General features: G+C 74.4%; 24 protein-coding genes and 3 pseudogenes. 6 read left to right on the top strand and 21 right to left on the bottom strand.

Annotation, left to right across the window (positions count from 1 at the left end; genetic code table 11):
* Window positions 1-5: 5 nt before the first annotated feature.
* From ABZ945_RS28730 to ABZ945_RS28765, 8 genes are all read right to left on the bottom strand, one after another.
* Window positions 6-803 carry an ABC transporter permease subunit gene (locus ABZ945_RS28730; protein ID WP_361275298.1) on the bottom strand — a complete coding sequence of 266 codons (798 nt, stop codon included), beginning with the start codon at window positions 801-803 and terminating at the stop codon, window positions 6-8.
* Window positions 784-1641, bottom strand: coding sequence for a 2-aminoethylphosphonate ABC transporter permease subunit (locus tag ABZ945_RS28735; RefSeq protein WP_361275301.1), 858 nt, complete (start codon window positions 1639-1641; stop codon window positions 784-786). Before ABZ945_RS28735 ends, ABZ945_RS28730 begins: the two co-directional genes overlap by 20 nt.
* The gene (locus ABZ945_RS28740) at window positions 1622-2734 is read right to left on the bottom strand and encodes an ABC transporter ATP-binding protein (protein ID WP_361275303.1); all 1113 of its coding nucleotides are present in this window, start codon (window positions 2732-2734) and stop codon (window positions 1622-1624) included. Before ABZ945_RS28740 ends, ABZ945_RS28735 begins: the two co-directional genes overlap by 20 nt.
* On the bottom strand, window positions 2731-3432 hold the full coding sequence (locus ABZ945_RS28745; RefSeq protein WP_361275305.1) for a phosphonatase-like hydrolase: 702 nt from the start codon (window positions 3430-3432) through the stop codon (window positions 2731-2733). The genes ABZ945_RS28740 and ABZ945_RS28745 overlap by 4 nt, the downstream gene beginning before the upstream one ends.
* A 7-nt stretch (window positions 3433-3439) precedes the next feature.
* Window positions 3440-4552, bottom strand: coding sequence for a TIGR03364 family FAD-dependent oxidoreductase (locus ABZ945_RS28750; RefSeq protein WP_361275308.1), 1113 nt, complete (start codon window positions 4550-4552; stop codon window positions 3440-3442).
* A gap of 134 nt (window positions 4553-4686) precedes the next feature.
* Window positions 4687-5445 carry a GntR family transcriptional regulator gene (locus ABZ945_RS28755; protein ID WP_361275311.1) on the bottom strand — a complete coding sequence of 253 codons (759 nt, stop codon included), beginning with the start codon at window positions 5443-5445 and terminating at the stop codon, window positions 4687-4689.
* 476 nt (window positions 5446-5921) lie between these two features.
* The gene (locus ABZ945_RS28760) at window positions 5922-6782 is read right to left on the bottom strand and encodes a cell wall protein (RefSeq protein WP_361275314.1); all 861 of its coding nucleotides are present in this window, start codon (window positions 6780-6782) and stop codon (window positions 5922-5924) included.
* A 196-nt stretch (window positions 6783-6978) separates the two neighbouring features.
* Complete coding sequence (locus ABZ945_RS28765) at window positions 6979-8298, bottom strand: ROK family transcriptional regulator (protein ID WP_361275410.1); 1320 nt, start codon at window positions 8296-8298, stop codon at window positions 6979-6981.
* Between the two features lie 62 nt (window positions 8299-8360).
* On the opposite strand from ABZ945_RS28765, the gene ABZ945_RS28770 reads away from it, so the two are divergent.
* Window positions 8361-9476 (top strand): Gfo/Idh/MocA family oxidoreductase, encoded by a 1116-nt coding sequence (locus ABZ945_RS28770; RefSeq protein WP_361275317.1) that lies wholly within the window; start codon window positions 8361-8363, stop codon window positions 9474-9476.
* A gap of 35 nt (window positions 9477-9511) precedes the next feature.
* A complete protein-coding gene (locus tag ABZ945_RS28775; protein WP_361275413.1) occupies window positions 9512-9955 on the top strand; it encodes a heme-degrading domain-containing protein in 444 nt (147 codons plus the stop codon).
* A 113-nt stretch (window positions 9956-10068) separates the two neighbouring features.
* Here the strand turns inward: ABZ945_RS28775 and ABZ945_RS28780 are convergent, their stop codons facing one another.
* The 5 genes and pseudogenes from ABZ945_RS28780 to ABZ945_RS28800 form a co-directional block, all read right to left on the bottom strand.
* Complete coding sequence (locus tag ABZ945_RS28780; RefSeq protein ID WP_361275320.1) at window positions 10069-11106, bottom strand: hypothetical protein; 1038 nt, start codon at window positions 11104-11106, stop codon at window positions 10069-10071.
* A gap of 148 nt (window positions 11107-11254) precedes the next feature.
* A pseudogene (locus ABZ945_RS28785) lies at window positions 11255-11404 on the bottom strand (transposase); the annotation flags it as partial.
* Window positions 11405-11478: 74 nt separating this feature from the next.
* Complete coding sequence (locus ABZ945_RS28790; protein ID WP_361275322.1) at window positions 11479-12336, bottom strand: fumarylacetoacetate hydrolase family protein; 858 nt, start codon at window positions 12334-12336, stop codon at window positions 11479-11481.
* A gap of 149 nt (window positions 12337-12485) precedes the next feature.
* Entirely contained in the window at window positions 12486-13244 is a 759-nt protein-coding gene (gene yidC / locus ABZ945_RS28795; RefSeq protein WP_361275325.1) for a membrane protein insertase YidC, read from the bottom strand.
* A 260-nt stretch (window positions 13245-13504) separates the two neighbouring features.
* On the bottom strand, window positions 13505-13876 hold the full coding sequence (locus ABZ945_RS28800) for a DUF6412 domain-containing protein (protein ID WP_361275328.1): 372 nt from the start codon (window positions 13874-13876) through the stop codon (window positions 13505-13507).
* Window positions 13877-14079: 203 nt separating this feature from the next.
* Between ABZ945_RS28800 and ABZ945_RS28805 the strand changes: the two genes are divergently transcribed.
* From ABZ945_RS28805 to ABZ945_RS28815, 3 genes are all read left to right on the top strand, one after another.
* The gene (locus ABZ945_RS28805) at window positions 14080-15090 is read left to right on the top strand and encodes an SEC-C metal-binding domain-containing protein (protein ID WP_361275332.1); all 1011 of its coding nucleotides are present in this window, start codon (window positions 14080-14082) and stop codon (window positions 15088-15090) included.
* Window positions 15091-15273: 183 nt separating this feature from the next.
* Window positions 15274-15816 (top strand): excalibur calcium-binding domain-containing protein, encoded by a 543-nt coding sequence (locus tag ABZ945_RS28810; RefSeq protein WP_361275335.1) that lies wholly within the window; start codon window positions 15274-15276, stop codon window positions 15814-15816.
* 127 nt (window positions 15817-15943) lie between these two features.
* Window positions 15944-16249, top strand: a complete 306-nt coding sequence (locus ABZ945_RS28815; RefSeq protein WP_361275337.1) for a hypothetical protein — start codon at window positions 15944-15946, stop codon at window positions 16247-16249.
* Window positions 16250-16394: 145 nt separating this feature from the next.
* Here the strand turns inward: ABZ945_RS28815 and ABZ945_RS28820 are convergent, their stop codons facing one another.
* The 6 genes and pseudogenes from ABZ945_RS28820 to ABZ945_RS28845 all read right to left on the bottom strand — a co-directional run.
* Window positions 16395-17699 (bottom strand): DUF445 domain-containing protein, encoded by a 1305-nt coding sequence (locus ABZ945_RS28820; protein WP_361275340.1) that lies wholly within the window; start codon window positions 17697-17699, stop codon window positions 16395-16397.
* A 150-nt stretch (window positions 17700-17849) separates the two neighbouring features.
* Window positions 17850-18500, bottom strand: coding sequence for a DUF1707 domain-containing protein (locus ABZ945_RS28825; protein ID WP_361275342.1), 651 nt, complete (start codon window positions 18498-18500; stop codon window positions 17850-17852).
* 75 nt (window positions 18501-18575) lie between these two features.
* Window positions 18576-19646 (bottom strand): ATP-binding cassette domain-containing protein, encoded by a 1071-nt coding sequence (locus tag ABZ945_RS28830; protein WP_361275345.1) that lies wholly within the window; start codon window positions 19644-19646, stop codon window positions 18576-18578.
* Between the two features lie 98 nt (window positions 19647-19744).
* Window positions 19745-20869, bottom strand: coding sequence for a methyltransferase domain-containing protein (locus tag ABZ945_RS28835; RefSeq protein WP_361275347.1), 1125 nt, complete (start codon window positions 20867-20869; stop codon window positions 19745-19747).
* Window positions 20866-20988 (bottom strand): hypothetical protein, encoded by a 123-nt coding sequence (locus ABZ945_RS28840; RefSeq protein WP_361275350.1) that lies wholly within the window; start codon window positions 20986-20988, stop codon window positions 20866-20868. The genes ABZ945_RS28835 and ABZ945_RS28840 overlap by 4 nt, the downstream gene beginning before the upstream one ends.
* An 80-nt stretch (window positions 20989-21068) precedes the next feature.
* Window positions 21069-21293, bottom strand: a pseudogene (locus tag ABZ945_RS28845) (ATP-binding protein); the annotation flags it as partial.
* A 20-nt stretch (window positions 21294-21313) separates the two neighbouring features.
* Here ABZ945_RS28845 and ABZ945_RS28850 point away from each other — a divergent pair.
* Window positions 21314-21433, top strand: a pseudogene (locus ABZ945_RS28850) (DUF397 domain-containing protein); the annotation flags it as partial.
* Window positions 21434-21524: 91 nt separating this feature from the next.
* On the opposite strand, the gene ABZ945_RS28855 reads toward ABZ945_RS28850, so the two are convergent.
* On the bottom strand, window positions 21525-22289 hold the full coding sequence (locus tag ABZ945_RS28855; protein WP_361275415.1) for an ABC transporter permease: 765 nt from the start codon (window positions 22287-22289) through the stop codon (window positions 21525-21527).
* A 73-nt stretch (window positions 22290-22362) separates the two neighbouring features.
* Complete coding sequence (locus ABZ945_RS28860; protein WP_361275353.1) at window positions 22363-23163, bottom strand: ABC-2 family transporter protein; 801 nt, start codon at window positions 23161-23163, stop codon at window positions 22363-22365.
* Between the last annotated feature and the right edge of the window lie 165 nt (window positions 23164-23328).

Genomic DNA, 23328 nt, shown 5'->3' on the forward strand with positions numbered 1-23328 from the left:
GGGTTTCAGCGGTGGGTGGCGCGGGTGCGCAGCCGGGAGACGGCGAGCAGGACCAGCAGGGTGGCGGTCATCAGCACGACGGCGAGGGCGGAGCCGGTGAACAGCGAGCCCCGGTCGGTGGCGGTGAAGACCAGCACGGGCAGCGGCAGCCAGTCCGGCGGGTAGAGCATCATGGTGGCGCTCAACTCGCCCATGGAAAGGGCGAAGCAGAGCCCGGCGGCCGCGTTGAGGGAGGGCAGCAGCAGGGGCAGCTTCACCCTCCACAGGACGTAGGAGGGCCGGGCGCCGAGCGCGGCGGCGGCCTGCTCGTACGCCGGGTCCAGCCGGCGCAGCGCGGCTCCGACGGACTGGTAGGCGAAGGCGGTGACCAGCACGGTGTGGGCGAGGATCACGATCCAGCGGGTGCCGTTGAGCAGGAACGGCGGCTGGGAGTAGGCGACCAGCACGGCCAGTCCGACGACCACCGAGGGCACCGCGACCGGCAGCACGAACAGGGCGTCCAGCAGCCGCCGTCCGCGCCGGCCCAGCGCGTCGGCGGCGAGCGCCGCCCAGCCGCCGAGGACCAGCGCCAGCAGGCTCGCGGCGACGGCGGTGACCAGGCTGGTGGTGAGCGCCTGGAGCGGTTCGCCGCGCACGGCGGTGGCGTAGTGGGCGGTGGTGGGGCCGGAGGGCAGGGCGCCGGACCAGTGGGTGGCGAAGGAGGCGGCGAGGACCACCAGCAGCGGCAGCGCGAAGAGCGGGAGGAAGAGGAGGGCGAAGAGGACCCAGGCGGCCCGGCGGCCCCTAGCGGTGTGCACCAGCACGGCGGCTCACCCCCCGGTAGAGGGCGTAGAGCGCGGTGGAGAGCAGCACGTTGACGACGGCGACCACACAGGCGGCCGGGTAGTCGGCCTCCAGGATCGCCTTGCCGTAGACCAGGGTCGGCAGGGTGGTGACGCCCTTGGCCCCGGTGAACAGCACGATGCCGAACTCGTTGAGGGAGAGGACGAGGACCAGTCCGCCGCCGGCGGCGAGCGCGGGCAGCGCCTCGGGGAGGATCACCTGCCGCACCACCCGGGCGGGGCGGGCGCCCAGTGAGGAGGCGGCCTCCAGCTGGGCCGGGTCGAGCTGCGAGAAGGCGGCCAGCAGCGGGCGGACGACGAAGGGGGTGAAGTAGGTGATCTCGGCGAGCAGTACGCCCCAGGGGGTGGTGAGGAAGCGGAACGGCCCGTTCGGGTCACCCGTGGCGCCGGTCCACAAACCGTTGGCGATGCCCACGGTGCCGTAGACGAACAGCAGGGCGAGGGTGATCAGAAAGGACGGGAAGGAGAGGAAGACATCGATGAACCGGGCCACCGCGCGGGAGCCGGGGAACGGTACGAAGGCCAGGATCAGCGCCAGCACGAAGCCGAGCACCAGGCAGCCGATGGTCGCCCCGACGGCCAGCCAGACGGTGGTGGTCAGCGCCTCCCGGAAGGCGTACGAGCCCAGGACGTCGGCGTACGCGCCGGGGGCGAGCGACTCGCGGACGACGAGCGCCAGCGGGTAGAGGAAGGCCAGCGCCAGCGCGGCGATGGGCGGGAGCGCCCAGAGCCAACCGGCTGCGGTACGGCTACGGGGATGGGGAGCGCTCTTGGCGAGGTCAGCCGTGGTCGTGGCCATGGCCCGCCTCCAGAACGGTCGCCGGGTCGGCCTCCGGGCCGGTCCCCGGCCCCAGCGCGCTGATCAGCACCGCGTCGTCCGGGGCGAAGTGCAGCTCCACCTCCGCGCCCAGCGCCGGGGGTTCGGGCAGCTCGCGCAGGTCGGCCAGCACTCGGTGGCCGTCGACGTCCACCGTCAGCCGGTGGGTGGCGCCCCGCCACTGGACCTCGGCCAGGGTGCCGCGCAGGGCGTTGGGCCCCGGGCCGAGGCCGACCAGATGCGGCCGGACGCAGAGGGTGGCGGTGGCCCCGGGGGCGGCGGTCCCGGTGGGGACCTTCAACGGCCGCCCCGCCAGGGACACCCCGTCGCCGGTCACGGTCACCGGGAGCAGATTGGCGTTGCCGACGAAGGAGGCGGTGAACTCGGTGCGCGGGCGGCGGTAGAGCTGCTGCGGGGTGCCGCAGTCGCGCAGCCGGGCGCGGTCCATGACGGCGATCCGGTCGGCCAGGGTCAGCGCCTCGACCTGGTCATGGGTCACGTACAGCATCGACATCTCGGGCAGTTCGCGGTGCAGCCGGGCCAGTTCGGCGAGCATCCCGGAGCGCAGCGCCGCGTCCAGCGCGGACAGCGGCTCGTCCAGGAGGAGTACGTCGGGGCGGATGGCGAGCGCGCGGGCGATGGCGACGCGCTGCTGCTGGCCGCCGGAGAGCTCGCGCGGGTAGCGGCGGGCGTAGTCGCCCATCCCGGTCAGCTCCAGCGCCTCGGCGGTACGGGCGGCGGTCTCCGCCTTGGGGGTGCGGCGGGCGCGCAGCCCGAAGGCCACGTTGTCGGCGACCCGCAGATGCGGGAAGAGCGCGTAGCTCTGCACCACCATCCCGATGCCGCGCCGGTGCGGCGGCAGCTCGGTGACGTCCCGCCCGCTGACGTGCACCCGTCCGGCGGCGGGCCGGACGAACCCGGCGACGGCGCGCAGCGCGGTGGTCTTGCCGGAGCCGGAGGGGCCGAGCAGCGCCATCACCTCGCCGGGTTCGACGGTGAGGTCGAGCGCGTCGAGCACGGTGTGCCCGTCGTAGGCGACGGTGATCCCGTCGAAGCGGATCCCGCTGCCGCTCATGTGACCACCCCCGTGGCGGCGACGACGACTTCGGGCAGCTCGGCGACCGAGGGCAGGACATGGGTGGCGCCGTGCGCGGTGAGCCGGTCGCGGTCATGGGCGCCGGTGAGGACGCCGGCGACGATCCCAGCGCCCGCGCGGACGCCGCTGAGCATGTCGTACGAGGTGTCCCCGGCGACCGCGACCTGCCGGACGTGGTCGGCGGCCCCGGTGCGCAGCAGCGCGGTGAGGACCAGGTCGGGGTACGGGCGGCCGCGCCCGCCCGCGTCGGCCGGGCAGAGGGTGAGGTCGGCCAGGTCCTGCCAGCCGAGGGCGTCCAGGATGGCGTCCTGGGTGGTGCGGGCGAAGCCGGTGGCCAGGACGACGGTGCGGCCCCGCTCGCGCAGGGTGCGGACGGCCTCGGCGGCCCCGGGCAGCGGGGCGATGCGGCCGGCGGCGACCAGCTCCCCGTACGCCTCCTCGAAGGCCGCGTTGGCGCGGCGGGCGCGCTGCTCGTCGCCGAGGAGGTGGCGGAAGACGGAGATCTTGGACTCGCCCATGGTGGCCCGGACATGGCCGAGCATCGGGGCGGGGTCCTCGCCCAGGGCGCGGGCCGCGGCGGCGAAGGCCTCCTCGACCAGACCGCCGTCGGCGACGGTGGTGCCGGCCATGTCGAGCACGACGAGTCGGATGTCGGACGGCTTGGTGATGTCGTTCATGGCGCTCCTACCAGCCCAGTCGGTCGGCGGTGGTCTCGGCGATGGCGGGTGAGCAGGTCATACCGCGCCCGCCGGGCCCGGTGACCAGCCAGGCGGCCTCGGCGACCTGCTGGCGGTGGACCACCCGGCGGGTGTCGGTGCACTGCGCGTACACCCCGGCCCAGCGGCGGCGGATCGGCGGCAGCGGCCGGCCGAGCAGCGACTCCACGACCCCCGCCAGGTGCTCATAGGGGTCTTCGAGGGTGTCGAAGGCGAAGGGGTGCTCGTACTCATGGGTGTCGCCGATGGTCAGCCCGCCGTCGAGCCGCTGCACCATGAGCAGTTGCATCCGGTGGGCGGCGGCGACCGGCGCCTGCGGCTGTGCGGCGTCCAGGGCGGTGGCGTCGTACGCGGGGTAGTAGCGGAAGGAGTCGGCGTCGGCGATGGAGGTGGTGAGCGGTTCACCGAGCGGGGCGGTCTGCATCATCTGGAGGCGCACCCGGCGGACCGGCAGCTCTCCGGCGAGCTCGCGGACCAGCCCGCCGAGCCAGGCGCCGGTGCACAGCACCACGGCGTCCGCCCGGTGGAGCTCGCCGTGGTCGTCCCGTACCGCCGAGCCGCCCACCAGCTCCCGTACCTCACGACCGGGCAGGAAGGTGTGGCGGCCGGAGGCGGCCAGCGCCTCGCGCAGGGCCCGCTGGGCGGTGCGGGGTTCGACGGCGGCGTCCCGTTCGCACCGGAGCGCGGCCAGGAACTCCCCGCGCAGCGCCGGGTTGAGGGCGCGCGCCTCGGCGGCGGTCAGCAGCGTGAAGCCGCGCGCCTCGGCGTCCGGCCCGGCGGCTGCCGCCTCGGCCACGGCCAGCTCCGCCTCGGTACGGACCGGGGTGAGCGAGCCGTTGGCCCGGAAGCCCAGGGCGGGGACGCGGGCGCCGATGGCCTCCCACAGCTCGCGGGCGCGCAGCGCGGTCTCCAGCTCCGCGCCGGCGGCTCGGCCGCTCACCCAGATCTGCCCGAAGTTGCGGAGCGAGGCGCCCCGGGCGTCGGCCTCCCGCTCGATCTGTACGACCTCATGGCCGCGTTCCACTGCCTGCCAGGCGTGCATGGTGCCCACCACGCCGGCTCCTACGACGATGACTCTCACGCCGGAAACGGTGGGCGCGGCGGGTGGCCTGGCGGGGTCCGGTCGGCGACGGACCGGTGAACGAGCCATCAATCTTGGCCTAGACCCGTTATCTTCTCGTGACTTTACGAGGGGGGGGTGGGGCGGGGCGTGCGTCACCCCAACCGGGTGGTGAAGCTGAACCGGTCGCCGCGGTAGAGGGTGCGCACCCGCTCCAGCGGCCGCCCGCCGTCGTCCCGCGAGACCCGGTGCAGCAGCAGCATCGGCAGGGCGGGCGGGGTGCCGATGAGCAGCGCCTCGCGGGGGGTGGCGAGCACGGTCTCGATCCGCTCGTCGGCGTCCCCGAAGACCGCGCCGACCCGGTCGCGGAGGTACGCGTAGAAGGACGAGTCCGGGTCGAAGTCGGCGTCCAGCCGGGGCGCCCGGGCCACCGCCACATAGGTGCTCTCCAGCCCGACCCGCTCGTCGTCGGCGAGCAGCACCCGCTCCAGGTGCCAGACCGGGTCGCCGGGCGCGGCGCCCACGTCCGGGGCGAGCGCCTCCGGGCAGGCGAAGCGCTCCAGCCCGACCAGGGTCCGCCCGGGGCGGCGCCCCTGCCGGCGTACCCCCTCGGTGTAGCTGGCCAGCGACAGCGGCTGCTCCAGCTTGGGCCCGGCCACCACGGTGCCCCGGCCCTGGCGGCGCAACCGCCCCTCCAGCAGCAGGTCCCGCAGGGCCTGGCGCACGGTCTCCCGGGCGACCCCGTACCGCTCGGCCAGGTCCCGCTCGGTGGGCAGCACCCCGCCCTCGCCCAACTCCTCGACCAGGGCGGCGACTTCCGTCTTCACCGCGTAGTACTTCGGCACCCGGCCGTGCTCGGGGATCCCCGAGCGCACGGGTGCGCCGGGTACCTGGGGTGGGGATGAGTGGTCCACCCGGCGATGCTCTCAGACGGGTGGGGGGCGGCCGGGGGTGGGCCCGGGAGTGGGGCGGTCGACTGCGGGGCGGGGCTCCCGGCTTCCTACCCCGGCCCGGGCATCCGACCCCGGGCGCTCGGCTCCGGGGCGCTCGGCTCCGGGCCGGGCGGCTCCGGGCCGGGCGGCTCCGGGCCGGGCGGCGGAGGGCTCAGCTACGGCCCTGGGGCCCCGAGTGGGGGGCTCAGCTACGGCGGCCGGTCCCCGGCCGGGAGGGCTCGACTACAGCGGCCGGGCTCCCCGGCGGGGAGGACTCGACTACAGCGGCCGGGCTCCCCGGCGGGGAGGACTCGACTCTCCGGCCCTTGGGCTCCGGGCGGGGAGGGCTCGACTACAGCGGCGGGGCTCCCCCGGCGGAGAGGGCTCAACTCCGGCGGCGGGGCTCCCCGGCCGGGAGGTCTCAGCTCTCCGGCCCTGGGGCTCCGGGCGGGGAGGGCTCAGCTCCGGCGGTGGCGGAGGCGGGCGGCGAGGGCGACTATCCCGGCGCCGAGGGTGAAGGCGCCGGCGGCGGCGCCCGCCAGGATCAGCACGTTCCGGCCGGTACGGGGCAGCTCCTCGGCCCGCTCACCGGTCCGGCCGCCGTCGCGGAGCGTGAACCGGTAGTCGGGCGACTCGCCGACCCAGTCCCCGTCGTCACCTCGGCGCTGCACGATCGCCGCGTTGACCGTGATGGTGTCGGGCCCGGTGTCGGAGGTGAAGGCGAGCCGGACGGGCACGCTGACCGTCCGGCCGGGCGGGACCGTGTAGCCGGGGAAGCCGTCGGCGCTGTCGTCCAGGACGCCGACCAGCTCATGCCGGTCGGTGGTCTCCACGGTCGCCGGATAGTGCCGTCCGCCGCCGTCCTCCTCGGCGAACTCCAGCTGGACCTGGGCCGGGCGCAGGGTGCGGGAGCGGTCGGTGAAGACGATGACCGGGTGGATGTTGCCGCAGGCCTGGGCGGTGGTGTTGGTCAGCTCCACGCTCCAGCGGTGGAAGCCGCCGCCGGGCTGGTACGCGGCCGGGCCGCCGAGGACGCGGGTGCGGATCGGGAACTCCCGGGCGGCCGGGTCACCGCAGGTCGGCTGCCGGCTCGGCAGTTCCGCCTCGAACGCGCCGCGGTCCGGCCCGGGCCCCCGGTCGGGCTCCATCCGCGCCGGGTGCGCCCCGGCCCCGGTCCGGCCGATCCCCGTATGGCCGATCCCCGTACGGCCGGTTTCGCCGTGGCCGACGGCCTGCCCCGGTGCGGCGGCGGCACCGGCCGCGCCCAGGGCGAGCACGGCGGCGGTGACTCCGACGGCGGGAGCGGTACGCAGTCGCATGGCGGGCCTCCGCGGGGACCTGGCCCCCGCCGGGACAGCGCCGTCCCGAGGGACCGGGGCCTGGCCGTCAGGGCGGGGCGGGCGTGGGCAGTCGTGCCCCGAGAACCTCCCACGCCGCGCCTCCCGCGTACCGCGCGGACCGGGCCATTCCGCCGTACGGCCGTACGCATGGGCCCCACTGGGAGGCTGTCCGGCGTCAGCGCCCCAAGAGGGGTGCGAGCACCAGTTGGGCGGCGCCCTCGGCGATCAGATGCCCGGAGGCGGCGCGGTCGGAGGCGGCGTCGGTGCCGGGGTTCTTGTCGTCATCGGGGTAGGGGCTCTTGCCGTCATCGGCGTCGGCCGGGTCCTCGGCGAGGGCGACCGGGACGGCGGGTTCGCCGCTGCGCCGGGCGCGCTCCGCCAGCACCGCGGCCACGCCTGCGAGGAAGGCCGCGGGGGCGGCGGTGACCACCCGGCCGCCGAGCAGCACCCGGTCGATGTCCAGCAGCCCCACCAGGTTGGCCGCGCCCGCGCCGAGCACCCGGGCCGCCCCCGCCGTGTCGCCCCGGGCCACGGCGGCCAGGCAGAGCGCCTCCAGGCAGCCGCGCCCGCCGCAGCCGCAGGGCGGCCCGTCCAACTGGACCGTCTGGTGGCCGAACTCCCCCGCGGCGGTGCGCGGGCCCCGGTAGACGGCCCCGTCGAGGACGAGCCCGGCGCCCAGCCCCGTACCCACATGGAGGTATGCGAAGGAGCCCGGGTGCGGTGCCGGCCCCTCCTCGTCCCGGCCGCGCAGGGCGAGAGCCAGCGCGGCGGTGTTGGTGTCCTTGTCCAGCACGACGGGCAGGCCCAGCCGGTCGGCGAGGGCGTCGCGGAGCGGGAAGCCGTTCCACTCGGGAAAGCCGGTCACCCGGTGCGGGACGCCGGCCAGGTGGTCCAGCGGCCCGGGCATCGCCACCCCGACCCCGAGCACCGGCCGCCGCCCGGAGGACTCCCCCGTACGCTGCCGCCCCCCGCGGGCACCCCGGACGCCCCGGCCTCCGCCGTGACCGTCCCCTCCGCCCTTCCCGTCCGTGCCGCCCCGGGTGCCGTCTTCCCGGGTGCCGTCTCTCCGCGCGCCGCTTCCCCGGGCGCCGGTCAGGGCCGCGACCTCGCCCTCGGCGACCTCCATCACCACCTCCGCGCCCGCGCCCAGGTCCAGCGCCACGGTGTTCGCCTCCACCACGGTGCCCGCGAGGTCGACCAGGACCGCGGTCAGCTCGTCCCGGTCCAGATGCAGGCCCACCGCGTGCGCGGCGCCGGGGACCAGCCGCAGCACGGTGCGCGGTTTGCCGCCGGTGGAGGCGCGGCGGCCCCCGTCCTCGGCGAGGCCGTCCGACCGCAGCCGCGCGGTGATCTTGCTGACCGCCTGCGGGGTGAGGGCGGTCAGCTCGGCCAGCTCCAGCCGGCTGACCCCCTCCTCGCCGGCTGCCCGCAGCAGCCCCAGCACCAGTGCGGTGTTGTGGTTGCGCAGTGCCGGCAGATTCGCACCCAGACCCATGTTCACGGCTCCATTGTGGGGGTTGCTTGCAGTTTGGCAACAGCGTTGCTTAAGTGGGGGGCATGACTGCCACCACTCCGCATACCCCACCCCCGGACACCCCCTCCCCGGCGCCGCTGCGGGTCGGGCTGATCGGCTACGGCCTGGCCGGCTCGGTGTTCCACGCCCCGCTGATCGCCGCCACCGAGGGCCTGGTCCTGGACACGGTCGTCACCGCGAACCCCGAGCGGCGCGAGCAGGCCCGGGCCGAGTTCCCGGAGGTCTCCTTCGCCGACTCGGCGGAGGAGCTGTGGGCGCGGGCCGGTGGCGGACCGGACGGGCTGGACCTGGCCGTCATCGCCTCCCCCAACAAGACCCATGTCTCCCTCGCCACCGCCGCCCTGCGGGCCGGGCTGCCGGTCGTGGTGGACAAGCCGGTGGCCGGCACCGCGGCCGAGGCGCGGGCGCTGGCCTCGCTCGCCGAGGAGCGCGGGCTGCTGCTCTCGGTCTTCCAGAACCGCCGCTGGGACAACGACTTCCTCACTCTGCGCGCCCTGCTGGACGGCGGCGAGCTGGGGGACGTCCAGCGCTTTGAATCCCGCTTCGAACGCTGGCGGCCCAAGCCCAAGGGCGGCTGGCGGGAGTCCGGGGCGCCGGAGGAGATCGGCGGGCTGCTGTACGACCTGGGCAGCCATGTGGTCGACCAGGCGCTGACGCTGTTCGGCCCGGCGGTACGGGTGTACGCGGAGTCGGACGTCCGCCGCCCCGGCGCGGAGGCCGACGACGACACCTTCATCGCCGTCACCCACGCCGGCGGCGTCCGCTCCCATCTCTGGGTGAGCGCGACCGCGGCCCGGCTGGGCCCGCGCTTCCGGGTGCTGGGCTCGCGCGCCGGCTATGTGACGTACGGGCTGGACCCGCAGGAGGCGGCACTCCGGGCGGGCACCCGTCCCGGGGCGCCCGGGCCGGAGGGCTGGGGTGTGGAGCCCGAGTCGCAGTGGGGCACGGTCGGCGCGGGGGACGAGGTGCGCCCGGCGCCCTCGCTGCCCGGCGACTACCCGGCGTACTACGCGGGCATCGCCGCCGCGCTGCGCGACGGTACGCCCCCGCCGGTCACCGCCGCCGAGGCGGCGCACGCCCTGGACGTACTGGAGGCGGCCCGCCGGTCCGCCCGCGAGGGCGTGGCGGTGACCCTGTGAGCGCCCTTCCCGCCGACCCGGCCGCCGTCGAGGAACTGACCGCCCAGCAGGAGGCGCTGGCCCTGGACCGCCTCACCCATGAGGACGCCTGGGCGCTGGGCACCCTGCTGGTGGAGCTGGCGCGTGAGCGCGCCCTGCCGGTGGCGATCGACATCCGGCGCGGCCCGCAGCAGCTCTTCCACGCCGCGCTGCCCGGCTCCAGCGCCGACAACGACGACTGGATCGACCGCAAGCGCCGGGTGGTGGAGCGGTACGGCGACAGCTCGCTGCTGGTCGGCACCCGCTTCCGCGCCCGGGGCAAGTCCTTCGACACCGACTCCCGGCTGGACCCGGACCGCTACGCCGCGCACGGCGGCTCGTTCCCCCTGACCGTGCGGGGCGCGGGCGCGGTCGGCACGGTGACGGTGTCGGGCCTGCCGCAACTGGACGACCACGCCCTGGTGGTGGAGGCCCTGACCCGGTTCACGGAGCGGGGCTAGGGCCCGTCGTTCGGATCATCTGGTAATTGGCCAAGGCTGCTGCCTGGAGAGTCGATCGTGGTGCCGATGTGGCGTGCTCGTGGCGTCTCGGTGTACTTGGGTGCCAGGCTTGCTTACGGGACCAGCTCGATAGGGGGGTGGGACGGGTCTACCGGGCAGGCGTGGAGCTGGACGTTGTAGCCGCCGACGATGTCGATCGAGGTGAAGTTGCCGCCCCGGGGAGGTGGGGCCGGGTTCGCCGGTTCCTCCTCGGCGATCCAGGTCCCGCTGCCGCTGTCCCATTCCAAGGAGGCGATGGTGAGGAGCGGGACCTCCTCGGTGCCGCACTCGGGGCAGGGGCGGGGCTTGGGGTCGGTGCGGCTCCAGCGGGTCCAGCCGCCGGTCTTCCAGCCGGGGGCGGTGGAGAGGTTGTTCAGGTAGAGCTCGCCCGGGTCGTCCGCATACGTGTGGTAGCGCGCGGGGTCGATCGACTCCCAGCGGCTCATGTCGTCCAGCTGGTCCTGAAGTTCCTCGTCCAGCTCCGAGGGGTGGGGGTACTCGGTGACCTGCTCCGGTGAGAACAGGCACGGCTCTGGGAGGTAGCAGTCGCGCTGGACGATGGGCGGCTCGGGTGGTACCTCGAGGACATCGGTGACGGTTGCCGAGAGGCGCCAGAACAGTGCGGTCTTGGGGCTGGCGTGTTCCGCGTGGTCGAAGGGGCACCACAGGACCTGGAGGAGGTCCGCGTCGGGCGGGCACGGGAAGGGGACGTCACGGGCGTAGAGCTGGGCGACGGGCAGGAGGGGGATCGGGCCGTCGAACCACGGGCGGTCCGCGAGCCGCTCCCAGGTCGCCCGTTCCTCGGGAGTCCACTGGGGTGCCTCGGGGTCGAGGCGCCGCCGCTCGGCCGCTGCGGCACGGTCCTGGCGGAGGATCCGGACGTCGTCCGGTGAATGGACCACCGGCGACGCGCCGCTGTCGTGCGGCTCGTCGCAGTACGGCCACGGCTCGTCGGCGGGCCACAGCAGCGGCCCGCCGACGGAGCTGTCGTGCACGGTCGGCACCCCCGGCCGCGGGTGCAGCCGGGTCGCCGTGCGCGCCAGCGGGGCCAGCTGAGGGAAGAGCGCGGTGATGCCGAACGGCCGCAGCGGGGTGGCGAATATGGCGTTCATGGCGGTGATGCTGCCAGCAGCGTCTGACAATGGGTGTACCGATCGATCCCACGCCTTGTCGGCCAGGACTACGTCCCGCCTGGTTCGGGGCCGTCCGCGGCGACGCGGTACACACAGGCCGGGCCATCGGCTCCGTGAACACCCGCTCCCCGATGCCATCGACGGCCCACATCCGCAGCCGGTTGTGGATGCCTCGCCCATTGCCGTACTTCTCCGGCAGGTGGATCCACTGCGTTCCGGACTGGAACGTGAAGGCGATCGCGTCGATCACCTCACGACGGTCCCGCCACCGGCCACCCCGCTTCGGAGTCCGGTCCGGGCCTCCGGGGCGGGCGTCCCCGGACCCGGGCCGCCCGCCCCCTCCCCGTACCCCTACGCGTCCTTCAGCTCCTGCCGCTGGCGGCCGAGTCCGTCGACCTCCAGCTCCACCACGTCCCCGGCCCGGAGGTACGGCTTGGGCTCGGGCTGGCCCATCGCGACCCCCGCCGGGGTGCCGGTGTTGACGATGTCCCCGGGGTACAGGGTCATGAAGTGGCTGAGGTAGCGCACCACTTCGCCGACCGGGAAGATCTGGTCCGCGGTGGAGCCGTTCTGCCGCAGTTCGCCGTTGACCCGCAGCCGCAGGCCGAGCGCCTGCGGGTCGGGCACCTCGTCGGCGGTGACCAGCCAGGGGCCCAGCGGATTGAACGTCTCGCAGTTCTTGCCCTTGTCCCAGGTGCCGCCGCGCTCGATCTGGAACTCCCGCTCGGAGACATCGTGCGAGACCGCGTACCCGGCGACATGGGCCAAGCCCTCCTCGGCCGACTCCAGATAGCGGGCGGTGCGGCCGATGACGACCGCGAGCTCCACCTCCCAGTCCGTCTTGGCGCTGCCGCGCGGCACCAGGACGGTGTCGTCCGGGCCGACGACGGTGTCCGGCGCCTTCAGGAAGACCACCGGTTCCGCCGGGGTCGCGGCGCCGGTCTCGGCCGCGTGGTCGTGGTAGTTCAGCCCGATGCAGACCACCTTGCCGATCCGGGCGACCGGGGGGCCGATCCGCAGCCCCGTACCGTCCAGCGGGGGCAGCACACCGGCCCCGGCGGCGGCCCTGATCCGGTCGAGCAGGGCGGCATCGGAGAGCAGGTTGCCGTCGATGTCCGCGACGATCGCCGACAGGTCCCGCAGAGTGCCGTCCCGGTCCAGCAACGCCGGCCGCTCGGCGCCGGCCGTCCCGACGCGCAGCAGCTTCATGGTCTTCTCCCTGTGGTCGAGGTGAGCCCCGGCCGATGGGGTGCGGCCATCGTCAGGATTGGTCGATCCTCCAAGAGCCCGATCCGTCCCGCAAGACCCTGTTCATTCCCTGGACCCTGTTCACACCAGGGGCCAGGGCCCTCCCCCCGTCAGGCCGTGACGGGTGCGGCGGCCCCGCCCCGGTACAGGTAGGCGCGCTCGGCGGCGGTCCAGGCGGTGGAGGTGACCACGTACAGCGCGGCGGCGAGCGGCACCACGGCGACGGTGATCAGGGTGGCGTAGCCGAGCAGCGGCATGACCTTGGTCAGCCCGCCGACCGCGGCACCGCCGGGGCCCTCCACCGCCGTCGCCGGCATCGCGGCCAGGTCCCGCCGACCGCGCCGGTAGGTGTACGTGCCGACGGCGGCGACGATCGCGAACAGCGCCAGGTACACCAGCCCGGCCGGGCCGAAGAGCCCGCCGTGGGCCAGCGCGTCGGTCCACCGGCCGCCCAGCGGGGCGGCGAGCAGGGTGTGGTCGCCCAGCCGCCCGCCGGAGAACAGGTGGAACATCAGCAGGAACGCCGGTGCCTGGGCCAGGCTCGGCAGGCAGCCGGCCAGCGGCGACACCTTCTCCTCGGTGTGCAGCTCCAGCACGGCGCGCTGCATCCGCTCGGGGTCCCTGGCGTGCCGCTTGCGTAGCTCGGCGATGCGCGGGGCGAGCCGCACCCGGGCCTGCTGCCCCCGGGCCGCCGCCCGGGCCAGCGGATGGACGGCGAGCCGCACCAGCATGGTGAGCAGCACGATCGCGGCGGCCGTCGCCGAACCGTGGAAGACGGGCTGGAGCAAGCCGGCCAGCTCCTCGACGAGCGAGGCGGCGGCGGACATGGGGGAAGCGAGGGCGGACAGGGGGGAGGCAAGGGCGGACATGGGAAGCGAACCCTCCGGGGGTCTCGTCATACCGAGGAAAGGGCATGACAGCGCCGGCCGCGAGACCGGCGGTGTCGGTGTCGGGATTCTCGGAAGGACGGACCACGGGGACGCATGGCCCGGCGGCGGTGCACCCAGCCATGCGTGCACCGGCGGTGCGGGCGCACCGAAGGCGCCGGCGCACCGAAGTGCGGAGGGGCCCGGGTACGGGTGGGTGCTGCCGAGGCGATGGTGTCCGGTCGCTCGCGCGCCGGGCGCCCCTACGCGGCCGTCGTGACCGGACGACCGGGCGCCCTCGGGCGTATTCGCCCCGAGGCGTCGGGATCGCGCTGCGGCAGGAAGGAGGTGCGCCGCTCACGGTCCCGCAGAGCGGTCCGCACCCTGCCCGGCGGCACTACGGGGACCAGGCGGGGAGCGAGGGCGGCGCAGGCCGAGAAGGCGGCGCCGACGGCGGTCAGGGCCACGGCGGCGGAGAACGCCCCACCGTCCGCGTACAGCACGGACAGCAGGCCCAGGGAGACCAGGAGGACGAACAGCGGCCCGGCCCGCCACGGCAGCGGCCGAGCGCCCACGCGCCCGCCGGCCTCGGCCCCGGTCCTGATCCCGGCCTTCATGCCGGTCCCTGCCGTCATCCCGATGCGGTCCATCCCTGTCACCCCCTCCCGCGACACTGTAACGCCCCGCCCCGAACAGGAGTTCCCGGATCCCGCCACCCTCCCCCACCGTCCGTGAGAACCCTCCGCGAGAGCCCTCCACGAGACGTCCTCCCGCACCCTTCGGCCCCTCTTCCCGACCTCCCCGCTGCTCCCCCGCGCACAGCAGTACGGTGTCACCCATGCGCCCCGACACGCCTGCCGACCACATCACCGAAGCCGAGCGCCTGCTCCGCACCGCGGCGCAGTACCCCGAGGACCGCGAGCCGTTGCTGCTGCGCGCCGCCGCCCATCTGGAGGTGGCCGGCGACCCGGCCAGGGCCACCCCGCTCTACGACGAGCTGCTGGCCGCCGACGCCCCGGAGAACCCCCAGCTCATCAGGGCCCTGAAGGCGGCGAACCTGTGGGAGTACGGCCATGAGGCCGAGGCCCGCGCCATTATCGCCGGGGTCCGGGCGACGCCCCCGGCCGACGCCGCCGCCTGGGAGGTGCTGGCGGAGACGCTGGAGGCCCACGATGAACTGGAGGAGTCGGAGGCGACGTTCACCACCGCGGCCGAGGCGCTGGTGGCCGACGGCGACGAGGAGGTGCCGTATCCGGCGCAGTCGCTGCTGACCGGACGGCACCGGGTGCGCCGGCTGCTGGCGCTGGACCACGACGGCTGGGACCGGCTGGCCGACCGGCTGCACACCGCCCCGGTATCCCTGGACGAGCTCCACGACCCCAAGCGGCTGTGGGCGCTCGGCTCCTCCGACCCGGCCGAGCTCCAGGCGGAGATCGCACGGCTCCGCTCCGAGCTGGGCTCCTACCGCGTGGCGCTCTCCCGCCCGTTCCCGGTGGCGGTGCTGCTGTGGTCCAAGGACGAGCTGGACGAACTCCTCGCCGCCTACCCGGAGCTGGAGTCCGAGTACCCGACGCACCGGGCGCACCTCACCGATCTGGAGGCCTCGCTGCGCGAACTGGCCGCCGCGGGCACCCCGAACCTGGGCGTCGTACGCGGCACGGTCCCGTCCTACGAGGCGTTCGCCGCCTCCGAGGCGACCGCGCCGTCCAACGCCGCGCTGCTCCCCCAGTACGCCACCACCCTGGCCGCCCGCGGCCACGCCACCCCCTGGCCGCCGCTGCGCACGGCGCCCTGCTGGTGCGGCTCGGAGCTCCCGTACGCGGACTGCCACGGCACCCAGCGCTTCTGACCGCCCACCGCCAACCGGCACCGGCACCGGCACCGGCACGGACGACCGCCCGGCACCGAACATACATTCGGGCGGTCGTCCATCTTTCCTTCACACTTCAACCACTGTACGTTCATCCCTCATCACGGGGAACGACTGGTGCACCAGGCCCCACGTCAGCCCAGGTCAGAGGGAGACGCCGCCATGACGAACCCGTACCAGCCGCACCCCCAGGGCCCGTTCGTCCCGCCGCCGCCCGCCCCGCTCCCGCCCGCCGCCCGTCCACCGCACCGGATGAAGCGGGTCTGGGCCGGCGGTCTGGTCCTCCTGCTGGTCGGCGCCGGCTGCGGTGCCGCGACCTCCTCCGACGGGGCCTCGGGCACCTCCGCAAAGGCGGCCGCGCCCGCCTCCACCGTCACGGCGACGGCCACCGTCACGGCCACCCCGGCCGCGACCCCGGCCGCCGCCAAGCCCGCCCCCACCGTCACCGCCACCAGGACGGTCACCGCCACCGCGACCACCAAGGTCACCGTCACCGCGACCGCCACGGTGACCCGCGAGACCCCCGCCCCGGCCGCCGCGGACGACAGCGGCAGCAACGAGGACACCTCCGGCACCGAGGACGTCTACTACGCCAACTGCGCCGCCGCCCGGGCCGCCGGCGCCGCCCCCGTCCACCGGGGCGAACCCGGCTACGCCCGCCATCTGGACCGCGACAACGACGGCGTCGGCTGCGACAACGGCTGAGCCACCCGCCCCGGCGTACCGCCGTATCGGTGCCGTACTAGCCTCGGTCGCGGAGCGCGACCCCCGGTCGCGACGGGCGTGGCAAGGGAGTCGCGCGATGGGCGTGGCAACGGACAGGAGGACGGACATGGCCAGGATTCCGGCGACGGTGGTGGCGGCGAGCGGGCTGGTCGGCGGGTACGCCGTGGCACGGTGGACCAAGAAGCGGCCGCTGGGCGGGGTGGCTCTGGCGGCGGCCGGCACCGTGGCGGCGCGGGAGTGGACGCGCGACAGCGGCGGCAAGGCCGCGGCCGCGCTGACCGCCGCGTATGTGGCCGCGTTCGCCGGATCGCACCCGCTGGCCAAGAAGGTCGGCGCCTGGCCCGCGGTGTTCTCGGTCGCCGGGGCGATGGCCGCCGCCTCCTGGGCCGTCGGCCGCAACGTACGCGCCTGAGGCCGACCGGTTCCCACGGGTACTGAACGCCGGCGCCTCCCCCTCCGTACTACCGGGTGCCTCCCCAGGGTGGCTGGACGGGTGACCGGTCGGGCAGGGGCCGGTCACCCGCCCGGCACCACCCTCGAGGATGTCCGGAGGCGGCTCAGCCGCCGAACGCGTGCGAGAGGGTGTAGATCAGCAGACCGGCCAGCGCGCCGACGACCGTGCCGTTGATCCGGATGAACTGCAGGTCGCGGCCGATATGGGCCTCGATCTTCCGGGAGGTCTGGTCCGCGTCCCAGCTCGCCACGGTGTCGCTGATCAGCGAGGTGATCTCGGTGCGGTAGGTGGTCACCACATAGACCGCCGCGTCCTCGATCCAGCCCTCCGCCTTGGTCTGGAGCCGGCTGTCGCCGGCCAGCCGGTTGCCCAGAGAGATCAGCGAGGCCCGGGCCCGCAGCCGCAGCTCGCTGCGCTCGTCCTCGGCCGCCGAGAGGATCATGGCCCGTACCGAGGACCAGGCGGAGGCGATGATGTCCTGCACCTCCGGGCGGGCCACCAGGTCGGACTTGAGCCGCTCCACCCGGGCCCGGGTGTCGGTGTCCCCCTGAAGATCGGCCGCGAAGTCGGCGAGGAACCGGTCGAGTGCGCCGCGCGCCGGGTGGCCGGGCATGTCCCGCATCTCGGTGACGAACCGCAGCAGCTCCTTGTAGACACGGTCGCCGACCTTGCGGTCCACGAACCGGGGCGTCCAGCCCGGCGCGCCGCCCTGCACCGCGTCCATCACCGAGTCGGCGTGCAGCACCAGCCAGTCATGGGCGCGGGCGCACACCAGGTCCACGGCGCGGCGGTGGGCGCCGTCAGCGACGATCTTCTCCAGGGTCTTCCCGGCGCCCGGGGCGATCTCCACCGCCTCCGCCCGCCGGGTGATGGCCTCGCCCACCACGGCCTGCACATCGGCGTCCCGCAGCACGGTCAGCGCACCGCGCAGCGCGGTGGCCAGCTCGGCGGTGACCCGGTCGGCGTGCGCGGGCTCGGCGAGCCAGCCGCCGACCCGGCCCACGATGCCGAGCGCCCGCAGCCGCCCGCGTACCACGTCGCCGGACAGGAAGTTCTCGCCCACGAAGGAGCCCAGCGAGGCGCCGAGCTGGTCCTTCTTGGTCGGGATGATCGCGGTGTGCGGGATCGGCAGCCCCAGCGGGCGCTTGAACAGGGCGGTGACCGCGAACCAGTCCGCCAGCGCGCCGACCATGCCCGCCTCGGCGGCGGCCGCCACATAGCCGGGCCAGCCGGTGACACCGGACCGCCCGGCCCAGGTGGCCAGCACGTACACCACCGCCACGAGCAGCAGCAGCCCGGTGGCGGTGAGCTTCATCCGGCGCACCCCGCGGCGCTTCTCCTCGTCCGCGGCCGTGTACGCGAAGCCCGCCGCCGAGAAACCCGCCGCCGGGCCCTTCGTCTGGTTCATCCACTCCACCCGTCGTACGCCTGCGTGTCGGGGACCGGTCGGGCTGACTCCCCCGGCCCCGGCCCGTACGTCCTCGTCCCTACCTGAGGTACTCCCGAGCCGCACGTCGAGTTCCCGCCCACCGGCACGGTGATGCCCGGCGCGGGCCGACTACCCCTCCAGCTCCCCGGCCCGCCGTTCCTTCTCCAGCCGCTTCTTCTCGCCCTTGCGCCGCTTGCGCTCCACGCCGACGCCGCCCATCAGGGCGAAGCCGGTGATCCGGACGCGGGGCGAGCCGGGGGTGCCCTCACCCGCGCCCCGGTCGTCGAAGCCGCCCATGAAACCGAAGCCGGTGACCTCCACATGCAGCTCCGGCGGCACGGTCACCGCGATCCCGCCCATCAGGGTGAAGCAGCGGATGACGATCTCGCGGTCCTCGAAGTCCGCTTCCCGCAGATCGATCTCGCCGCCGGCCTGGATGGCGACGCCGGTGAACGCCCGGCCGACCGTCCACTTGCCGCGCCGCGCGAAGCCGCCCCAGAACGCGAACCCTCCCCGGGAGGTGGCGGGCTTGCCCACCCGGCCCACCCAGCTGTGACCCGGGCCCTCCAGCCCTTCGGGCAGGGCCCCAGACCCGGCCACCGGCAGGTCCCGGACCAGCGGAACCAGCTCACCCCGGGTACGAGCGGTGTACGCGGCGTCCAGCCGCTCCTGGAACTCCGCCATGTCCAGCCGCCCCTCGGCCATCGCCTCCCGCAGGCGTTCCGCGGTCTGCTCTCGCTCGGCGTCCGAGGCCCGCATCGCGGGCAGTTCGTCGGTCATACGATCAGCCTAAGGCGCACCAAGCCCACCCGGCAGGCCTGACCGAGCAAGCGGCCCGTGCCCGGGTCCGGGCGGCTATACGCGCTGCCCGTCCGGCTCCACCCCGGCCCCCTCCCCTTCTTCCTCCGTTGGCCTCCCCGACCGCTCGGCGTACATCTTGGCGATCACCGCCTCGATGTCCGGCTCCCGCACCGACAGGTCCATCAGCGGGTACCGGTCCGCGATCCGGGCCACCAGCGGCGCGGCCGAGCGGGCGGCGGGGAACGCGAGCCACTGGCGCGGACCCTCCACCCGTACCACCCGGGCGCCCTCCTCCTCGATCGGCGGAAGCTCCCGCTCCAGGTCCACCACCAGGGTCCGCTCGCTCTCCCCCACCTCGTGCAGCCCGGCCAGCGCCCCGTCGTACATCAGCCGGCCGTGGTCGATCACCATCACCCGGGAGCAGAGCTGCTCGATATCGGTGAGATCATGGGTGGTGAGCAGCACCGTGGTGCCCCGCTCGGCGTTGAGGTCCCGGAGGAAGGCCCGCACCTTCGCCTTGGAGACCACGTCCAGCCCGATGGTCGGCTCGTCCAGATACAGCACCTCCGGGTCGTGCAGCAGCGCCGCCGCGATATCGCCGCGCATCCGCTGGCCCAGCGACAGCTGGCGGACCGGCACATCCATCAGCTCACCCAGGTCCAGCTGCTCCACACACCGCTCCAGATTGGCGTGGTAGCGGTCGTCCGGCACCCGGTACATCCGGTGCACCAGACGGTACGAGTCCCGCAGCGGCAGGTCCCACCACAGCGTCGTCCGCTGACCGAACACCACGCCGATCCGCCGCGCCAGCCGGGTCCGCTCCCGGCTGCCCGCCCCCGTACCCCACCCGCCCCGCGAGCCCGGCGACGGGTCGATCCCGGCCACCCGCAACCGCCCGCCGCTCGGCGTCAGAATGCCCGTCAGCATCTTGATGGTGGTCGACTTGCCCGCGCCGTTCGGCCCGATATACCCGACCATCTCCCCCCGGCCCACCCGGAAGCTGATCCCGTCCACCGCCCGCACCTGCCGCCGCTCCCGCCGCAGCAGCCCGGTCTTCCGCCGTACGTCGAAGACCTTGCTCACCTCGTCGAGCACGATCACATCGTCACTCGCCACCACCGCCATACACGCTCCCCGGTCAGCCCTGTTCCCACCCGAACCGGACAGTCTTCCAGGGCAGACGCCCCCTCGGCACGCCATTTCCCGGCCGGGAGACGGCCCCCTCACCGGTGCCACTCGTTATCGGGGGTATCCACCCACAGCCGCTGCCCTCCCCCATCCACGGTGAGCCCGGCCCGGTCCCGCGAGGGGGCCCCGAGGTCCTGCCACTCCCCGTAAGCGCCCTCGGCCTCGGTCCACAGCCGCCGCGCCCCGAACTGCTCCACCTCGTACTCTTCACCCCGCCTGGGTACGTACCCGACGGTCGCCCAGGAGCGGCGGTCGTCCGCCAGCAGCCACAAGGTGGCCTCCCCGCTGCCGTCCGCCGCCTCGGCGAGCAGATACCAGGCGTCGGGGAGCGCCAGCCCGACGAAGAACAGCCCGTCGGCGTCCCCCGCGAACGCACGCGGATCGATCCCCGTACGCCCGCGCTCCCCCTGCTCACCCCGCCGGTAGAAGTCGCCCAGAAACCCCCGGTGCGGGCGGGCCACCCGACTCCCCATGAACGCGGGCCACCCGGCAAACCGGCCCACCGCCCGCCCCTCCTCCACCTCCAGCACGGCATAAGAATGAGCGAAGAAACTGCCACCCCAAGGAGCGACGATCCGTCCACCCGGCGTCTGCTCGACCCAGGCGTACGGGATCTCCGGCACGGTGTAGGTCGCGATCAGCCGGTCATACGGCGCCCCCTCCGCCCACCCGGCGGCCGCGTCCCCCACCCCCAGCCGAGGCGCGAACCCGCTGGCCGCCAGCGCCTCCCCGGCCGCCTCCACCAAACCCCCGTCGATGTCCACCGACGTGGCGTTCCGTTCCCCCAACCGGTGGCACAGCCAGGCCGCGTGATAACCGGTACCGGTGCCCGCCTCCAGCACCCGCTGCCCGGGCCGTACGTCGAGCAGCCCCAGCATCTCCAGCATGACCGAGGGCATCGAGCTGGACGAGGTCGGCAACCGGTACGCGCCCTCGGGTGTGGGGCGGCCGTCATTGACCTGCGTGGTCACCGGCACGTCGTCATACACGGCCGCCAACCACCGCCCCGGCTCCACCCGCCGGTCGATGCGCTGCTCCCCGACCTCGATCTCGTCGGGCAGAAACGCGGCCCGGGCCACCGCCCGGACCGCCGTTGCCCACTCGTCTGGCAACGCCCCCTTGGCAGCGAGGGCGTCGGCCAGGACATCGGGTGTGGTCACTTCTTCGGTTTCTTCGGCGGATTCGTCACCGGCTTCGTCCACTGACTGTCCGACTCCCGCGGGGACTGCTGCTGGTCCCCTTCCGCGCCGCCCTTGCCGTCGCCGTGCTTTCCTCGCATACCGCTCCTTCCAGCGAAGGGTGTAACTACCCGCATTCTGACGCCTCCACAGAGTGACCAACAGCCCCTATCCGGACACTTCAGGTAGCCGTCGCCTGCAGTTCGGCCCAGACGACCTTGCCGCCCGGCCCCACGTCGGACCCCCAGCGCGCGGCCAGGGCACCGACGAGCGCCAACCCGCGCCCACCCTCGTCCTCCTCGGCCGCGTCGGTGAGGACGGGCCGCTCCGGCGACACGTCCCACACCTCGACGGTCAGACCACCGTCGGCGTCGAGCAGCCGCACGGTGACGACATTGGCCCGGCCTCCGGGCCGCCCTCCCCAACGGCCATGTCGCCACCCGCGACACCAAAGCCCACGGCCACGGCCCCGCCCTGGTCTTCACCGTCCACCAGGGGCGGGCCTTCCAGGCCGGTGTGCGGGACGGCGCGCTCGACCAGCCGTAACCCGTAAAGCAGCCACGCCCCCGGGCGCCCGACCGGCACACGCACCACACGTCGGGCGCCCCACCTGCTGACGCCGAGCCTGCGAGGCCCCTCAGCTCCCCGTGCTCCGGTACGACCGCAGCCCCACCCGCCAGGCCAGGCCCGCCGGGATCCAGCAGAGCGCGGCGACCAGGGGCGGGCAGAAGGCGGCCCAGGAGGGGAGGTCGGCGGGGAGGTCGCGGTCCAGGACGTACAGGGCGGGCACCCAGTTGACGAAGGCCAGCGGCACCCCGTAGACCACACCCCGCACCAGGTCCTGGGCGAAGACCGAGGGCGGGTACTGGAGCAGGGTGTTGCCGCCGTAGGTGAACGCGTTCACCACCTCGGCGCCGTCCTGCGCCCAGAACTGGAAGGCCGCGCCGGCCACCATCACCGCGCCGAAGATCAGCGCCCCGGTCAGCACCATCAGGGGGAGGAGAAGGAGCTTGGCCGGGGTCCAGGCGATGTCCAGGAGCGTCAGGGACCAGATGAGGACGATCAGGCCCTGGGTGGTGCGGCCGATGCGGCGCAGCGCGAACTTGTCGGCGGCGACCTGGGCCAGCACCGGCGCGGGGCGCAGCAGGAGCAGGTCGACGGTGCCGTCCCGTACGCGGCGGCCCAGCCGGCTGACCTGGCCCAGCGCCAGGTCGGCCAGGCCGAAGGCGGCGCAGGAGGTCCCGTAGAGGAAGGCGACCTCGGCGAAGGAGAAGCCGCCGAGCCCCCGGACATGGCTGAACATCAGCAGGATGACGACGAAGTCGAACGCGGTGGTGGCGAAGTTGGCGAACAGGGACATCGCGAAGGAGAAGCGGTACGCCATCGTGGAGCGGATCCACATCGCGACGATGAGGCCGTAGGCGCGTAGGCCCTCGCGCAGCGGGCCCGGTTCCTTCCCGGCCGTCTCGATCGTCTCAGCCACCCTGCACCACCACCCGGCGCGCGGCCATGGACTGGAGCAGCCGGCCGGCGGCCAGCAGGACGACCGCCCAGCCGGCCTGGAAGGCGTACGCCTCCAGCAGCCCCCAGCCGGTCCGCTTCTCCAGGAAGACGTCGGCCGGCACCTGGAGCAGCGCCGACCAGGGCAGCGCGCGGGCCAGATCGCCGAGCGCGCCCGGGAAGAGGTTCAGCGGCAGCAGCATCCCGGAGAAGAACAGCCCGGAGAGCCAGGCCACCTGGCCCACCCCGGCCCCGTCCATCAGCCAGAAGGCGCTCAGCGCGACCAGGAACCAGATGGCGAAGCTCACCACCGCGCCCAGCAGCACGGAGAGGACGAAGGCCGGCCAGGTGAGGGGGTGTTGGGGCAGTGCCAGGTCGAAGGCGAGCGCCCCGACGGCCATCGGGGCCACCCCGCGCCCCAGCAGCTGGAAGGCGGCCCGGCCCAGTGACACCGAGAGCCACCACAGCTGGAGGTCGGCCGGGCGGTGCAGGTCCAGGGCGATGTCCCCGGTCCGGATCCGCTCGATGATCTCCTCCTCGACACCGCCGGCCATCAGCCCGCAGGCCGCCAGCAGCGCCTGGCCGATCCAGACGTACGCCAGCGCCTCCGGCAGGTCGTAGCCGCCGAGGCCCGGGCGCTCCTCCCAGAGGGCCACATAGGTGTAGGCCAGCACAAAGCCGAAGACGGTGTTGGTGAAGACCCCGGCGGCGGTGGCCACCCGGTAGGTCGCGAACCGCCGGAAGCCGCCGGCCGCCACGACCGCGTACAGCCGCATGCCTCCCCGCCCTCCTCGCTTCGCTGCCGAAGGATCCTCGCCGAAGCGGTGGAGCCTAACGGCCCGCCAGGTGGGCCCGCGAATGTTTTTCCGGCCGCCGTTGCCGGGGATGGGCGGTTCGGCCGTGCACTATGAGGAGGCCGTACTCGTACAGATCACCTGATG

It is taken from the genome of Streptomyces sp. NPDC046887, assembly GCF_040644755.1.
GTDB lineage: Bacteria > Actinomycetota > Actinomycetes > Streptomycetales > Streptomycetaceae > Streptomyces > Streptomyces lichenis.

Excerpts from the sequence above, each read along its gene's own strand:
- ABZ945_RS28735 (WP_361275301.1), bottom strand. The coding sequence starts at position 1,641 with ATGGCCACGACCACGGCTGACCTCGCCAAGAGCGCTCCCCATCCCCGT.
- ABZ945_RS28740 (WP_361275303.1), bottom strand. The coding sequence starts at position 2,734 with ATGAGCGGCAGCGGGATCCGCTTCGACGGGATCACCGTCGCCTACGAC.
- ABZ945_RS28745 (WP_361275305.1), bottom strand. The coding sequence starts at position 3,432 with ATGAACGACATCACCAAGCCGTCCGACATCCGACTCGTCGTGCTCGAC.
- ABZ945_RS28760 (WP_361275314.1), bottom strand. The coding sequence starts at position 6,782 with ATGCGACTGCGTACCGCTCCCGCCGTCGGAGTCACCGCCGCCGTGCTC.
- ABZ945_RS28765 (WP_361275410.1), bottom strand. The coding sequence starts at position 8,298 with ATGGGTCTGGGTGCGAATCTGCCGGCACTGCGCAACCACAACACCGCA.
- ABZ945_RS28770 (WP_361275317.1), top strand. The coding sequence starts at position 8,361 with ATGACTGCCACCACTCCGCATACCCCACCCCCGGACACCCCCTCCCCG.
- ABZ945_RS28780 (WP_361275320.1), bottom strand. The coding sequence starts at position 11,106 with ATGAACGCCATATTCGCCACCCCGCTGCGGCCGTTCGGCATCACCGCG.
- ABZ945_RS28790 (WP_361275322.1), bottom strand. The coding sequence starts at position 12,336 with ATGAAGCTGCTGCGCGTCGGGACGGCCGGCGCCGAGCGGCCGGCGTTG.
- yidC (WP_361275325.1), bottom strand. The coding sequence starts at position 13,244 with ATGTCCGCCCTTGCCTCCCCCCTGTCCGCCCTCGCTTCCCCCATGTCC.
- ABZ945_RS28800 (WP_361275328.1), bottom strand. The coding sequence starts at position 13,876 with ATGACGGCAGGGACCGGCATGAAGGCCGGGATCAGGACCGGGGCCGAG.
- ABZ945_RS28805 (WP_361275332.1), top strand. The coding sequence starts at position 14,080 with ATGCGCCCCGACACGCCTGCCGACCACATCACCGAAGCCGAGCGCCTG.
- ABZ945_RS28810 (WP_361275335.1), top strand. The coding sequence starts at position 15,274 with ATGACGAACCCGTACCAGCCGCACCCCCAGGGCCCGTTCGTCCCGCCG.
- ABZ945_RS28815 (WP_361275337.1), top strand. The coding sequence starts at position 15,944 with ATGGCCAGGATTCCGGCGACGGTGGTGGCGGCGAGCGGGCTGGTCGGC.
- ABZ945_RS28820 (WP_361275340.1), bottom strand. The coding sequence starts at position 17,699 with ATGAACCAGACGAAGGGCCCGGCGGCGGGTTTCTCGGCGGCGGGCTTC.
- ABZ945_RS28825 (WP_361275342.1), bottom strand. The coding sequence starts at position 18,500 with ATGACCGACGAACTGCCCGCGATGCGGGCCTCGGACGCCGAGCGAGAG.
- ABZ945_RS28830 (WP_361275345.1), bottom strand. The coding sequence starts at position 19,646 with ATGGCGGTGGTGGCGAGTGACGATGTGATCGTGCTCGACGAGGTGAGC.
- ABZ945_RS28840 (WP_361275350.1), bottom strand. The coding sequence starts at position 20,988 with ATGCGAGGAAAGCACGGCGACGGCAAGGGCGGCGCGGAAGGGGACCAG.
- ABZ945_RS28855 (WP_361275415.1), bottom strand. The coding sequence starts at position 22,289 with ATGTGGATCCGCTCCACGATGGCGTACCGCTTCTCCTTCGCGATGTCC.
- ABZ945_RS28860 (WP_361275353.1), bottom strand. The coding sequence starts at position 23,163 with ATGCGGCTGTACGCGGTCGTGGCGGCCGGCGGCTTCCGGCGGTTCGCG.